The 12,574-nt window shown below is 70.4% G+C and carries 22 protein-coding genes; all 22 read right to left on the bottom strand.

Annotated elements, in window-relative coordinates:
- The coding region (locus tag DFR74_RS25100) for a hypothetical protein (RefSeq protein WP_147265918.1) at window positions 1–620 on the bottom strand (620 nt) is incomplete at its 3' end.
- Window positions 613–1,080 carry a hypothetical protein gene (locus tag DFR74_RS25095; RefSeq protein ID WP_067505110.1) on the bottom strand — a complete coding sequence of 156 codons (468 nt, stop codon included), beginning with the start codon at window positions 1,078–1,080 and terminating at the stop codon, window positions 613–615. The genes DFR74_RS25095 and DFR74_RS25100, both read right to left, overlap by 8 nt.
- A complete protein-coding gene (locus DFR74_RS25090) occupies window positions 1,073–1,285 on the bottom strand; it encodes a hypothetical protein (protein ID WP_147265917.1) in 213 nt (70 codons plus the stop codon). Before DFR74_RS25090 ends, DFR74_RS25095 begins: the two co-directional genes overlap by 8 nt.
- Before the next feature lie 5 nt (window positions 1,286–1,290).
- A complete protein-coding gene (locus tag DFR74_RS25085; protein WP_067505117.1) occupies window positions 1,291–2,205 on the bottom strand; it encodes an SPFH domain-containing protein in 915 nt (304 codons plus the stop codon).
- A gap of 32 nt (window positions 2,206–2,237) precedes the next feature.
- Window positions 2,238–3,557: an AAA family ATPase gene (locus tag DFR74_RS25080; protein WP_067505121.1), complete on the bottom strand. Its 1,320-nt coding sequence runs from the start codon at window positions 3,555–3,557 to the stop codon at window positions 2,238–2,240.
- The gene (locus DFR74_RS25075) at window positions 3,545–4,363 is read right to left on the bottom strand and encodes a helix-turn-helix domain-containing protein (protein ID WP_067505124.1); all 819 of its coding nucleotides are present in this window, start codon (window positions 4,361–4,363) and stop codon (window positions 3,545–3,547) included. The genes DFR74_RS25080 and DFR74_RS25075 overlap by 13 nt, the downstream gene beginning before the upstream one ends.
- Window positions 4,360–4,587 (bottom strand): sigma factor-like helix-turn-helix DNA-binding protein, encoded by a 228-nt coding sequence (locus DFR74_RS25070; protein WP_147265916.1) that lies wholly within the window; start codon window positions 4,585–4,587, stop codon window positions 4,360–4,362. Before DFR74_RS25070 ends, DFR74_RS25075 begins: the two co-directional genes overlap by 4 nt.
- A gap of 34 nt (window positions 4,588–4,621) precedes the next feature.
- Complete coding sequence (locus DFR74_RS25065; RefSeq protein ID WP_067505129.1) at window positions 4,622–4,864, bottom strand: hypothetical protein; 243 nt, start codon at window positions 4,862–4,864, stop codon at window positions 4,622–4,624.
- Entirely contained in the window at window positions 4,861–5,568 is a 708-nt protein-coding gene (locus DFR74_RS25060; RefSeq protein ID WP_147265915.1) for a hypothetical protein, read from the bottom strand. Before DFR74_RS25060 ends, DFR74_RS25065 begins: the two co-directional genes overlap by 4 nt.
- A 2-nt stretch (window positions 5,569–5,570) precedes the next feature.
- Complete coding sequence (locus DFR74_RS25055; protein ID WP_067505135.1) at window positions 5,571–5,855, bottom strand: hypothetical protein; 285 nt, start codon at window positions 5,853–5,855, stop codon at window positions 5,571–5,573.
- Complete coding sequence (locus DFR74_RS25050) at window positions 5,852–6,466, bottom strand: 3'-5' exonuclease family protein (RefSeq protein ID WP_067505138.1); 615 nt, start codon at window positions 6,464–6,466, stop codon at window positions 5,852–5,854. The genes DFR74_RS25055 and DFR74_RS25050 overlap by 4 nt, the downstream gene beginning before the upstream one ends.
- A complete protein-coding gene (locus tag DFR74_RS25045) occupies window positions 6,463–7,533 on the bottom strand; it encodes a hypothetical protein (protein WP_067505142.1) in 1,071 nt (356 codons plus the stop codon). The genes DFR74_RS25050 and DFR74_RS25045 overlap by 4 nt, the downstream gene beginning before the upstream one ends.
- The gene (locus tag DFR74_RS25040) at window positions 7,530–8,360 is read right to left on the bottom strand and encodes a PD-(D/E)XK nuclease-like domain-containing protein (protein ID WP_067505145.1); all 831 of its coding nucleotides are present in this window, start codon (window positions 8,358–8,360) and stop codon (window positions 7,530–7,532) included. The genes DFR74_RS25045 and DFR74_RS25040 overlap by 4 nt, the downstream gene beginning before the upstream one ends.
- Window positions 8,357–9,550: a WhiB family transcriptional regulator gene (locus DFR74_RS25035; protein ID WP_067505148.1), complete on the bottom strand. Its 1,194-nt coding sequence runs from the start codon at window positions 9,548–9,550 to the stop codon at window positions 8,357–8,359. Before DFR74_RS25035 ends, DFR74_RS25040 begins: the two co-directional genes overlap by 4 nt.
- Window positions 9,547–10,293: a hypothetical protein gene (locus tag DFR74_RS36190; protein WP_067505151.1), complete on the bottom strand. Its 747-nt coding sequence runs from the start codon at window positions 10,291–10,293 to the stop codon at window positions 9,547–9,549. The genes DFR74_RS25035 and DFR74_RS36190 overlap by 4 nt, the downstream gene beginning before the upstream one ends.
- A complete protein-coding gene (locus tag DFR74_RS25030; RefSeq protein WP_067505155.1) occupies window positions 10,290–10,709 on the bottom strand; it encodes a hypothetical protein in 420 nt (139 codons plus the stop codon). The genes DFR74_RS36190 and DFR74_RS25030 overlap by 4 nt, the downstream gene beginning before the upstream one ends.
- Entirely contained in the window at window positions 10,703–11,035 is a 333-nt protein-coding gene (locus tag DFR74_RS25025) for a hypothetical protein (RefSeq protein WP_067505157.1), read from the bottom strand. The genes DFR74_RS25030 and DFR74_RS25025 overlap by 7 nt, the downstream gene beginning before the upstream one ends.
- Before the next feature lie 138 nt (window positions 11,036–11,173).
- Window positions 11,174–11,422 (bottom strand): hypothetical protein, encoded by a 249-nt coding sequence (locus DFR74_RS25020; protein WP_067505160.1) that lies wholly within the window; start codon window positions 11,420–11,422, stop codon window positions 11,174–11,176.
- On the bottom strand, window positions 11,419–11,679 hold the full coding sequence (locus tag DFR74_RS25015; protein WP_147265914.1) for a hypothetical protein: 261 nt from the start codon (window positions 11,677–11,679) through the stop codon (window positions 11,419–11,421). Before DFR74_RS25015 ends, DFR74_RS25020 begins: the two co-directional genes overlap by 4 nt.
- A complete protein-coding gene (locus tag DFR74_RS37675; protein ID WP_267898923.1) occupies window positions 11,676–11,810 on the bottom strand; it encodes a hypothetical protein in 135 nt (44 codons plus the stop codon). Before DFR74_RS37675 ends, DFR74_RS25015 begins: the two co-directional genes overlap by 4 nt.
- Window positions 11,807–12,118 carry a hypothetical protein gene (locus DFR74_RS25010; protein WP_067505166.1) on the bottom strand — a complete coding sequence of 104 codons (312 nt, stop codon included), beginning with the start codon at window positions 12,116–12,118 and terminating at the stop codon, window positions 11,807–11,809. The genes DFR74_RS37675 and DFR74_RS25010 overlap by 4 nt, the downstream gene beginning before the upstream one ends.
- Window positions 12,115–12,537, bottom strand: coding sequence for a hypothetical protein (locus DFR74_RS25005; RefSeq protein WP_067505169.1), 423 nt, complete (start codon window positions 12,535–12,537; stop codon window positions 12,115–12,117). Before DFR74_RS25005 ends, DFR74_RS25010 begins: the two co-directional genes overlap by 4 nt.
- Between the last annotated feature and the right edge of the window lie 37 nt (window positions 12,538–12,574).

Genomic DNA, 12,574 nt, shown 5'->3' with positions numbered 1-12,574 from the left:
TGGTCGACGCCCGCGGGCATCGAGTCCAGGGCCCGCTGCTCCAGCTCCTCGACGCGGCGCGCCAGGGTGGTGGCGAGGTCGATCACGTCGATCAGGCCGCCATCCGGCTCGAGCGCGAAGTGCGCGAGGCGCGGCTCGAGGTCGGCGGCTGGTTCGATCCCGCCGTACGAGGCGAGCATCACCCGCCGGAGCCGCTCCAGCTCGGCGACGGTCAGCACAGGGGCGGCGGATTTGCCGCCCCGCTGCCCCGTGGTTTCGAGCGCTCCAGCGGCGCGCAGGCGCATCCACCGCTCCCGCGCATCGGCGGGGATGCCGTAGGCGCCCTCCAGGTGCGCGATCCACGCCTCAGCCAGCTCGAGCCGGACTGCGGGCGGCTCGTGCTCGGAGCACGGCTCGGACTCCACCGGCACACCGCACACCGCGCACACCCACCCGCCGGGCGGGGCCAGATCCGACCACACCCGGCCCTCGAATGCGGCGAGCCGCTCACGCGCCTCGCGCAGGGAGTCGCGGGCGGTGACCAGTTCGGCAGCGATCCGGTGCGTCGTCGCGAGTGTGGGGCGTTCCTGGCCGTGGGCGATCTGGCGCAGGTGGTCGTCGGTGAGGGTCTGGTCAGGCATGGGCGGGCTCCTGCGGGAGGTCGAACAGGGTCAGTTCATATGGCGGTGGTGGCGGGGCGGGGTCGGCGAGGAGGGCCAGGACGAGGCGGTTGAGGGCGTCGATGTCGCGGTGGCTGGGGTTCCAGTAGGCGCGGGCCTGGGCGATGGCGGGGGCGGGTAGGGATTCGCACCAGCGGGTGAGGCGGGCGTAGCTGATGCGGACTTCGCGCAGGAGCTTGCCGCGGTGCCAGCGGGTTGGGGTGCCGTCGGGTTTGGTTGCGGCGACCAGCCATTCGTGCCAGGTGCCTTGGACGCCGTTGCGGGTCCACTGGCGCCAGAAGCCTCCGCCGCCACCGGCCGCGGTGCCGTCGCGGTTGTGGACCCAGGCGTGGTCTGGCCAGGCGACCCAGTAGCCGAGGTCGTGATGGATCACGCGGAGGAGAGCGCGTTCGTCTGCGGTGAGGGTGATCGGGTCAGCCATGGTGGTTGCCATTCAGGCTGAGGGCGCTGCGCACTGCCGCGAATGTGGTTGCGAGGCGGGCGAAGAAGTCGATCATCGCCGACGAGTCGATCGGTGGAACCACCTCGACGGAGGGCAGGTCGACCTTGGGGTGGATCGGGTATTCGCCGCGGGCGCGGCCCTGGGCGATCTGCCAGTCGACGATTTGGTCGATGTGGTCAGGCATGACGGTCACCGGATCGGGTTCGCAAGCGGCACAGCGGTTCCCGGCCAGCACTGGAATCCCGCGGGCAGCGACTTGCCGGAGTTGACCAGTTCGAGGCAGCGGGCGACGAGGACGTTGGGGTCGGCGCTGACCGACGACGCGAGGGCCCGGTTCGCCTCGGCCTGCGCTTCGGCGGTGCGCTGGGATTCCTCGGCGATGCGAGTGTTCGCGATCTGCGCCTGCAGCGCGTTGATGCGGTCCTGGGTGGTGGCATCGAAATGGACGATGCTGATGATCACGTTCTGCACGTCGATCTGGGTGCCGATCTTGTCCCGGAGCCGGGTCGTCACGGTCTCCGACAACTCGGTGAGGTTCGGGCCCTCGAGCGCCTTCGGGTCGAGCGGGTCGTAGCCGGAGAACACGGCGTTGAGGGTGGCGTTGAGCTCGCGGGTAACCAGGCTGTCGCGGATCGTGTTGTCGTCGCGGTAGTCGCGGTACAGGGTGTCGCCGGCGTCGGGGACGATGCGCCAGCGGACGGTGTGGTCGACGCACGCGGTGCTGTTGTTGGCGAGGCGGACGGGGGTGCTGCCGTCGCAGCGGCCGTCGGCCCAGCCGCCGACGTGGTTGTCGGTCTGGATCGAGCCGGTCAGCTCGGGAACCTTCTGCCACGGCCATTTCAGGTGCAGGCCGTTGCTGAGCGTCCCGACCGGCTTGTTGAAACTGGTGATGATGCCGACGTTGCGGGTGGACACCATGGTGACGCAGGACCAGCCGAGCAGCAGGACGGCCAGCACGCCGGCGGCGGCCGCGGTGAACGTGGCGATGCCGATCTCGTCGGTCAGGGCGTCGGCGTTCGAGCGGTTCCGCAGCACGCGGCGCGCGTTCGCGAAGAACGCGGCGACGAGCACCAGGATGATGGAAATTGTGAGGAGCCAGGGCATTTCGATTCTCTCCTTGCGGGTTGGGTTGGGGGTCAGCGGGTTCTGGGGAGTTGCAGGTAGTAGTCGGGGTCGGCGGGCATCCACGGCAGGACGTGGGAGTGCTGCAGTTGGGACGGCCAGGCGCGTTCTTCGCGGGAGCCGCGCCAGGAGACGACGTCGACGAGTTCGGCGCGGGGCCCGCCCGGGTCGTTCTTCGCGCGCCGGAGCCCGAACCCGAACTCGGGCCAGCGCCGGAACAGCGAGCTGCCGAGGGGCCGCATCATGCGGTCACCGTTGAGGTCGGACGCGTTGCCCGCGTGCGCCTCGGTCAGCAGCGCGAAACCGTGCCGCTCGCGCAGAGTGTCGAGGATCCAGACGAGTTCGCGGGCGGCGGTCTCGTCGGACGGGTTCTCGTGGTGCAGCTTGTAAAGCGGGCCGAGGACGAGCAGGTCTGGTGCGACCGCGGTGATCGCCCGCTCGAGCCACGCCGTGTCCTGCCCGCGCAGCAGGTCGATACCGGCGGGCCGCATGTCGATGAACATCTGCTCGCCCCAGCTGACCGGGGACAGGCCACGCTGGTGGCGTGCGGCGTCGGCCAGCCCGATCACCCACCGGAACCGGCGCCGCGACTGCGGCGCGGAGTTCTCGCAGTCGACGACGAGGACCCGGATCCCGTGCTGACCGGCGCCGAGCGGCTCCGCGGTGAACGGGTGCAGCCCGGCGGCCATGCACACGGCGAGCTGGCTGGTGAGCACTGATTTGCCGCCGCCCTCGGCGCCGGTCAGCACGATCCGCTCGGCACGTTCCAGCAGGCCGGGGATCAGCCAGGACCGGGTGTCCTCGATCTCCAGGAACGCGCCCATGTCCATGGGCGGGTCGCTGGTGAGGTCGGCGGCGATGCGTTCGGCGTCGTCGCAGGCGCGGCGCGCTTCGGCGACGGCGGCGGCGATGTCGACGGACTCGATGCCCGACGTCCACGCCGACTCCATGCGCTGCGCCAGCCGCAGCGCCGCCTCCGACAGTTTCCGGGCTGCGGACAGGTCGCGGATGCGTTGCGCGAGCAGGGGTGCCGATTCGGGCAGGCCTGCCGACTGCTGGCACTCGATCAGCACGACGGGGCTGATCTTGCCGGGGACGAGGCCGCGGGCCTGCGCCTCGACGAGCACGGTGTTCGGGTCGACGGCGTGGTCGCGCAGCATCAGGCCGCGGATGACGGCGGCGATGTCACGCAGTGCGGGCGTGTACCAGTCCTCGGCGCCGACGGACAGGAACGCGGCGCGCACAACGTCCGGGGACAGCAGGGTGACGCCGATCAGCGCCCGTTCGGCGGTGACGTCGTAGGCCTGCTGCTCGCCGGTGGTCAGTCCTGCCATGCTCGCCCTCCGCGGACACCGGCGGCGACGGCGCGCGGTGCGGGTCGGGCTTTGAGCAGCCACTGGTGAAACGCTGCGTGCCAGACCACGACGCGCCGGTCGTGCGCCTGGGCGTGGAGACGGAACGCGCGGGCTTCGGTTTCGAGGTCGACGCCGCGCTCGGCTGCGACGAGGGCGTGGGCTTCGGTGGGCTGCCAGTCAGCGGGGAGTCGGATGGCGGGTCGTTTGCGACTGGATTTGTCCGTGGGCGCGCCGCCGGCCGAAGGCCGTGCGCTCTCAACACTTTCTCTTTCTCTCTCTATAGGAATATGCGTCACCGGTGTCCCTACCGGTTGCGTCACCGGTGTCCCTACCCCTGGGGACACCGGTGTCCCTACGGTGGCGTCACTGGTGTCCCTACCCGTAGGGACAGGGCTGTCCGTACCCGTAGGGACACCGGTGTCCCTACCCCCCTCGGGATTTCGAGCCGGGGAGTTGTGCAGCACGTAGCAGGAAGGGGCCTTGACAGGGTGTTCGGCGTCGCGCTCCCACACAAACTCGGTCCCCTTGGTGTCGGCCCAGCGGTGCCGGATCGTGACCGCCCCGAGCTCCTCGAGCTCGCGCAGCGCACGGTCGACAGACTTGACGCTGGTGCGCATGCGCGCGGCGATCGTCGCGCGCGAGGGCCGCTCGCTCGCGCCTTCTGCGTACCGGCGCAGGATCGCGTACAACCTGACTGCGCGGTCGGACACATCCGCGTAGAGCAGCCATTCCGGGAGGATTGCGAAGTAACCGTCGGTCGAGACGTCGAACCTGTCGCCGCTCATAGGGCACCTCCGATTTCCATGCCGGGTGTGCCGTCAGCGCGGCGGATCGCCGCGCGCACACCCGATTCCGACATGCCGAGCAATTCGGCGATCTCCGCCTCGCTCAGGCCGTGTTTGCGGGCCAGCACCATGTACCGGGGCTTGCTGACCCGCAGGGCTTCTTCCTGCCGTCGCAGGGCATCGAGCATCTCGACGATGTGTGGGCGCGCTTCGTCCGCGCCCACACCCGCCACTACGCCACCCCGGCTAGTCGGGGCGTCACGAGCAGTGCCCGTTCGCGTCGTGCCGACGGATCATCTCCTCGGCGACCTCCATCAGGGCGAGCCCGGCCACTTTCAGGCAGATCGGCCTGCCGCTGCTCCGTGCGACGTTGGTGAACACCTGGTCGGGGTGATCCGGGTCGAGGCCGATGTCGATCCTGATCGCCGAGTAGCGCAGCCGGTCGGTGAACGCGCTGCGCGAGCCGGGGTCGGCCAGGTCCACGTCGATGTGCTCGGTCATGCCGCGTCACCGCCCGCCGCGACGATCGAAGGCAGCCGCGCCGACCACCCCTGTGTGTAGTCGTCGAGCTGCTCGCGCATCACGAGGTCCAGGCGCCGCGAGTACATGAGGCCGAGGAAGCTCTCGCCGCAGCGGACGAGCAGCATGCCGTGTTCGCGCGGCTCGAACGTCAGCAGCGACCCGTACGTCTTTGCCGCCACCTTGAACCTCGCCAGGCTGTCACCGGAGACGGTGATGTCGAGCAGCGCGGCCGTCTGGCCGTCGTGCACCTCGGCGACGCGGGCGGCCACCGCGGCGAGGGCGTCTTCGGTGGCCAGGCGCGGCAGTGTCAGCGACCGGCCGTCGATCAATCCGGAGCAGTCGGTCGCGGTGATCCGCTCGTCGTCGACCTCGAGGCGGAGCCGGTACTCGGGACCGTCGTCGCCGCCACCGCGCTGCCCCTCCTTGAACACGTTCAGGATTTTCCTCGCGTCGTCGGGCAGCAGCTCGACGACCACGGGCTCGGATTGGTCGTTCTGCCACACGGACACGATCGCGAGCGCCATGGTGATGCGGTCGGTCGCGGTGACCGTGAGGTGCGCGCGGTCGAACGTGAGCCGGACCCGGTGCAGGGTCGTGTCCTCTTTGTCGGTGGAGATGTGGGCGAGCACCGAGGTGAGCGCCATCCGCATGTCGGGCGTCCCGACCACTAACAGGGTTGCCACCGCTACTCCTCCTTCGGTTCGGCGGGGTCGAGGCCGAGCAGTCGGCGCACGGCCCGGCGGGCGGGCAGGATCTCGCTGTCGGAGTTGAAGACGCCCATGCGGCCGGTCCCGGCGAGCGCGTTCCCGATTCGCTGCTGGTCGACGAGTTCGCCGAGGCGGGCCTCGATCGCGAGCAGGGCGCTGGCGTTCGCCATCGAGACGAGCAGCTCGGCGAAATCGGCGTCTTCCTCGTAGCCGCGGCGCAGGTAGTTCTCGGCGGCGGCGCGGTGCTGGTCGGCGGCGCTCACTGGGCACCCCCGGCGGTGATCTTGTCCCAGATCCGCATGCACCAGCGGGCATCACCCATCGCGGTGTGCCGCTCGCCCTCGACGGGCGGTTCCACACCGATCGCGCGGGACAAGTCGTCGGACTTCCACGGCACCGTCGCGTGATCGCGGAGCAGCTGCGCCGTCGGATCGGCCCCGAACACGGCCGGAGCGCGCTCGGCGACGGTGGCCTGGCCGTGGAGGTAGCCGACCATCAGCGCCTCCACGTCGATCAGATGGAAGTGCCAGGCCGGGCACAGCCTGTGGCGCCGGAGCATCGCGGCAAGGCACTCGGTGTCGAAATTCGGTACGGCGCCGACGATGTGCGCGCCGCGCGTCCACTCCTCCACGCTGTAGGCGGCTGCGGACTCCGTGTAGAACTGGCCGTCCGCACGGTTGTACAGCGGGTGCCGGTCGTAGAACCGGCCGATGTGAAGGCTGCGCAGGTTCGCCGAGGACAGGTCGACGTCGACGAACATCTGCAGCTCGCGCTGATGTCCGTCTGCGTCGCGGCGGATCATGGCGATGTCCCACGCGCGCCTATCCGCGTGCAGGCCTGTGGTTTCGGTGTCGAGGAACACGATCGGGGTCACTGGCCATCCCCCTGCTCCTCAGCGGAGGCGGCCGCGTCGGCGCGCCGCTGCGCGACGAGGCCCCGCAGCTCGGTCAGCACGTAGCCGCGCTGCTCGGGGTTCATCGTGTTCGCCGTGATGGTGTCGTCGCCGAGCATTTCGCGGACCAGTCGCTGCCGGTCCGCGCGCTCCTCCAGCTTGAGGGCGTCCATGAGGTCGCCGATCTCGTCGAGTTCGGACTTCTTCGTCCGCCGCCCCTGCAGCGAGGTGGGCGCGGCGCCCTGCGGTGTTTCCGGCTCGGAATCCGATTCAGGGGTTTCGGCGGTCGGCTCACTTACTACGGCAGTAGAACCGTCCTCCGGCGCGGGCGGCGTCCAGTCCTGCACGGTGGCCGGCCCCGCCGTCGCCGCGGGGGCGGGGCGGTCCAGGCGCTCGCTGGTGGCGCGCACGGGGGCGGGGTCCGGTTCTGGCTCGGACTCCAGATCCTCACGCGTGTAGGCGATGCCGAGCAGCACGTCGGGCGCCAGATGGCGGGCCAGCTCGGCGGCGGCCTTCGCCCACAGCATCGCGCGCGGGTCGGTGTGGTACTTGGTGTTGCCGACGATCTTGCCGCGGTCGTTGCGGACCCAGTCGCCCTTCGCCTCGTCCCACGTCGAGACGTATCCCGCCTTCTTGGCCCGGTCGATCGTCCACGTCGACGGCTCGGTCCGGCCGTCGGGTGTCGTGCACTCCACGGTCACGGACTCGTCGGTCGACTCGACGGTGCGGAACCGATATCCCTTGGCCTGGAGCAGCGCGACCATGGTGCGCGCCTCGAGCGACGGGCGGCCGTGAATGTTGACGACGTTCTGCAGCGATTGGATCGGCGAGAGCCCCAGCTCTGCGCCGTACAGGATGGCGGCGGTCGCATCCTCGGCCTTGCCGCGGTAGGCGACGGGCACCAGCGCGGTGTTCACCATGTTCTTGGCGAGTTTGTGCGCGACGCCCATCACGCGGTCGTGCGCTAGCAGCATCTCCAGCGCGGCGTCCGCGGTGCCCATACGCGCGGGCAGGGAGTGGTGGTGGTCGACCAGTTCGAGTTCGGTCATGAGATGTATTCCTCTCGGCGGTAATAGGTTTCGGGGAGATCGAGCAGGGTCGTGCCGCTGGGTGTGGTGGGCCACTCGTCCAGCGCGGTGCATTCGGCGTAGATGTCCAGGGCGTGCCGGTTCCGCAGTCGGCCGAGGTCGGCGGCGCGGGGCGGGAGTTCAACGACGTACACCTCGTGTGGCGGTTCGCTGGTGACGACGATGAACTCGAATCCGAGGACGCGGATACCGAGGAGGTCGAGCACGGTTTCGTACCAGTCCTGCTGTGCGTGGTAGCCGAACTTGCCGACCGACCAGCGGAAACCCTCCAGGGTGACCTCAGCGGACTTCTTCACATCGGCGACGCGCACCGATGTCGGGGTGACCCACCGCAGCCAGTCGAAGCGGGCCCGCATCATCACGCCCGTGTAGTAGTCGGGTGCCCACGCCGACAACTCCGGCTCGCCCTCGGCGAGGATCTCGGCTGCGCGGTCGTGCGCGCGGACCGCTTCGGCGGCTTCGTGCACGGCGTCGAAATCCTTGGGGCGCAGCGGGATATGCCCGCGCCTACGGATCTCGGCGACCTCGTCCTTGACGGCGTTGGTCGTCCACTTCTCGGCACCGGTGTCCACCACGTACGCGCCGGTGCCGAGGACGAGGGTGTGCAGGGCGGTCCCCCACTCCATGTCCGTGCTCGGCTTGCGCGGCCGGTCCAGCTCGGCGCGCCACCGGTACGGCGTCACCTCGAGCAGGCGCCGCGCCTGCGATGACGAGATACTGGCGCGGTCGCCGTGGTAGATCGCTTCGGGCACGTTCCGGTAGATGCCCGGCGCCGTTGGGGCGGTCATGGCGCGACCTCGTCGAGCCCGATCGCCTTGATCGCGGCGACCGTCGCCGCCCGCACACCGGGCACCACACCCCGCGACACGAGCTCGATCTGCGTGCGCGTGCACTGGGTGCGGGCGATGACCTGCTTCAGCTTCCACCCGCGGTCGCGGAGGGCCAGCAGGTGCGCGCGCCCCTCCTCGACGAGCGCCCGCAGGACCGCGTCGTGCTGCTGCGTGGCCGCCCACTCCGGGGTGAGCTGGTAGATGCGGTCGATCAGCGGTGACCGTCCGCGCCCCGGATGAGACGCCAGCGACGCGACAGCCTGGACCGACGCGTCCAGCTCGAGCGCGATCGCGGTGTGGGAAGCACCAGCCCGCACGAGCAGCGCGATGTGCTCGCGCACACCGCCGAGGCTCTCGGTCACCGGGATCGCGAGCATCTTGGCTACCAGCGCCCGCGGCACCGTCTTGGTGCTGCCGTACACGATGGCCTTGAGCGCCGCCGCGTCGAGCCCGACCGTGGCCGCGATCTCGCCGAGCGTCCAGCCAGCCGACCGCAGCAGCGCGATGTGATCGCGGACCGCGTCGGGCGCTACCCGGTCCGTGCGGCACGACGGGCAGATCCGGACGCTGCGCACGCTGGCCGATGTCCGGAACTCGTCACCGCACGTCCCGCACATGTGGGTGAGGCCTGCCGGTTCGAGCCCGAACTTCTTGCGCAGCGCGTCGCGTTCGGCGACCACTTCCATCCGGTGCCCTGCCCAGATCCCGGTGGTCACGCCGGTCACCAACGCGTGCGCGGCGCAGTTCTCGATGACTGGGCACTTGAAGCACATGCGGCGCGCCGATTCGGCGTCGTCGTTTTCGCTGAAGGGGAACCACAGCTCGCCGTCGGCGCCGTGGCAGCGGGCTTTGGTGCGCCAGTCCGGGTCGCTCGCGAGTCGCCGGGCCGACTCCTCCGGCGACGCGGGCTCCGGCTTCGCCTTTCCCGCCTGCTTGCCGAGATCCGATGGCCACGAACGGTTCCCGGTGCGCACGGTGCGCATCGGTGCCCCGTCGAGCCCGAGCATCGCTCGCACCTCGCGGCGCGCGGCGGTCGGGTCGGGGTCGGTGGCCGCGAGCCGCGTCACCCACCGGTCCGCCGCGGCCGCGAACCTGGGATCGAGCTCGGCCGGCCGCGCGAGCTCGGTGTCCAGGTCGGGGATCGTCATCGCGCCACCCCGCTCTGCCCGGGCTGCGGTGTCCACATCGCGATGCGGATGCGGCACAACGCGGCGAGCGCCTCGTACTCGGCGATCCACCGGGCGGTGGCGAACTCCGGCGCTGCCCATCCCTCGGCGCGCCGTTTCACCTCTGCGGCAAGCTCGCCGATGCGTCCGGACCAGCAGCCGACCGTGAGGATATGGCCGTTGTCCTTCGTGCGGTACAGCGTCGCGTCGCTGTTCTCGGAGCCGAGCGGTGACACCGTCAACACGTCCTGGCTGCTGGTCACGTACGCGGTCGGACCGAGGTGCGCGATGCCGTCGACATCAGCGTTGCCCGCGACATACCCGAGCACTCGGGCCTGTTCACTGACGACCGCGGCATCCTCCACGACTGCTCGGCCGTCGACGCGTGCGTTGTCCCGGACGATGGCGTATCCCCGGACGTGCGCGTGACTGGCCACCCTCGCGTTCCCATCGATCAGGGCGTGGTCGTAAACGCAGGCTCTTCCGCAGACGAGCGCGTGACCCTTGATCTCCGCGCAGCCCCATACCCGTGCTTCGGCATCGATCCAGGCGTAGTCCCCCAAGATGTTCACGGCTTGGGCGACCCATCCCCCGAGGTCGCCCGCGCGCACACCGTGTTCCGGGAGAGCGCGGGTGGCGCGGATCCGGTGCAGGGTGATGCCGTCTTGCACGGTGGTTTCGTCGGTGAGCTCGAAGTGCCGCTCCCGCCTCTTCTCGCTGGTCATCGCGTCACCGCTGCCAGCTGTGCGGTGTCGACGAGGACGCGGTCGGCGATGGCCGCGGCCATGGTGCGGACCTGCCACGCCTCCAGCCGGTGCCCGACCATCGCGGCCGAGATCTCCACGGACTCGGTCAGTTCGGCCCACCGGTCCTCGTCGACGCCGCGCGGCGGCGGACCGTAGGGGTGGAGCCGTTCGTTCTCCTCCCGCAGCACGGAGGTGAGCTGGCGGCGGCGGTTGGCGGCGTCGTCGTACACCGACAGCCAGCCACGGACGGGAGTAAAAGTGTTGTCGTGCATGTGGTTTCGCCTCTCAGCGATCACGTTTCGGAGGTACAGGTAGGGGACGCTGACGGTGATGAACGCCGCGACGGGCATCCAGGCCACGCGGACGAGGACGTCGCAGATGGCGGCGATCAGCACGGCGTCGTCTCCGACTTCTCGAGCGCGGGTGTGTACTCCGGCAGCGACAGGCCGAGCGCGGTCAGGGCGTCGCGGATGGTGTCGGCCACGGTGGTGGCACCGGCGAACTCGAGGTCGTGCAGCACCTCGGCGAGGTCGCGCAGCGGTTCCGGCGGCACCGTGCCGAGCGCGGTGGCGAGCTGCGTCAGGAGGCTGTGCGCGTCGGCGCGCTCCAGGTAGGCCGTCGCGAGCTTGCCGAACACCACAGTGATGTCGTCGTCGTTGGAGTAGCTGTGCCGGACGGTGATGCCGTGGACGAGGCAGGGGAGGTGGATCGAGGAGGGCATGTCGAACCTTTCGGTAGGGTGCCCTGCGGGCGGTCCCGAGCGAATTGCGGTCGTTCGGGCCCGCCCCGCGGGCGGGAGGTTGTGCGGTTGGAGTGGCCGCCCTGCCCGGCAGGTCGAGACACACCGCCGGGCGGGCGGTCACGATCCCCCAGGGCGGGGGAACTCTTGGGGGAGCGGCGATTCCACGCCGCCGCGTAGTTGCAGGACCAGCGCGGCGGCGCGCTCCGCGACCGACAGCCACCCCGCCACCAGCTCGGCGTCCTCGACGGACTCCGCCAGCGGATACCCGAGGGCCAGCTCGCCGTAGATCTGCATCAGCGTTTCGACGCGGTCAGCGATCGCCGAGATCGCCTGCCGGGGCAGCGGGGTGGTGTCGGGATCGCTCATCGCAGCGGCACCACCTTCAGGCCCGCAGCGAAGCGCTTGAAGACGCGGCCGCACTTGCGGCACATCATCGACTCATGCCGGCGGAAGCCTTCGCGTCCGTTCTCGACGCAGGCCGCGCACCAGAAAGCCTGGTGGCAGCCGTGGCTGTCGATCCAGTAGTCCGCGCGCGGGACATCGGGATCGTGGTCGCCGGACTCGCACGCGGGATCGTGGTCGAGGTGCTCGATGCTGTTCGCGTCGCGCCGGACGGCGGTCACCGGACCCACCCCACCGCGAACGCGAACATCACCAGCATCAGGATCGTCGGCCCGATCAGTTCGGCGAGGAACGGGATCCAGCCGTCCGCCGCGTCGAACGCGCGCCGCCGGGCGCGCAACGAGATCATCACGCCGCCCCCCGCTCCCGCTGCCTCGACAGCTCGCGCTCGCGCTCGAACACCCGGGCAGCGCGGTCGACCGCACTGCCCGTCAGCTTCCCGTCGCGCGCGAGCCCCGCCTCCAGGCGCTCGTAGGTGTGGCGGCAGCGTGCGGCGCGCGACTCCGGGTCCGCGCTCCTGACTGCCAGACGCGCCTCGGCCGTGACGAGCAGGTCCGTCGCGGCCGCCGGGGTCAGCCCGAACAGCGCCCGCAAGACCCTCTCCCAGTCCGCCGGGCCGATCTCCACGCCGTTCGCCATGCGCGGCATCACTTCGGTCACGGGATCGCTACCAGTTCGATGCCGTCGAGCTCGACGGAGAACGCGTGCGCCGGGATGGTCACGTAGCCGGGCCCGGTGAGGAACTCGTTGGAGATGAGGCCGGTGGTGTCGTCACCGTCCAGGTCGATCTGGCAGGTGATGTCGGCGCACACCTCGAGGTATCCGGACCCGTTCGTCGGCAGCGCCTTGTAGTTGCCGGGCGCGATCTCGTCCGGCACCAGCCAGGTGCCGTTCGAGCGGTACGGGTCGATGGTGCGCGCGGCGGGCGCCGCAGTGGTGGGGGCGATCCACAGGCCGGGCGCCTCGATCGGCGTCGACGTGGGGACCGCGGCACCGTCGACCGCGGGGTCGCACGCGGTGACGCCGAGAGTGGCGAACGCGGCGACCGCCAGGGCGGCGGTACGCTGGGGGTTGAGCATCTTCTCTCCTAGGGGGTGGGTGTTCGCGGCCCGTCGA

The sequence above is a fragment of the Nocardia puris genome, from assembly GCF_003315035.1.
GTDB classification, from domain to species: domain Bacteria; phylum Actinomycetota; class Actinomycetes; order Mycobacteriales; family Mycobacteriaceae; genus Nocardia; species Nocardia puris.
This window is presented reverse-complemented; position numbering and strand designations above follow the sequence as displayed.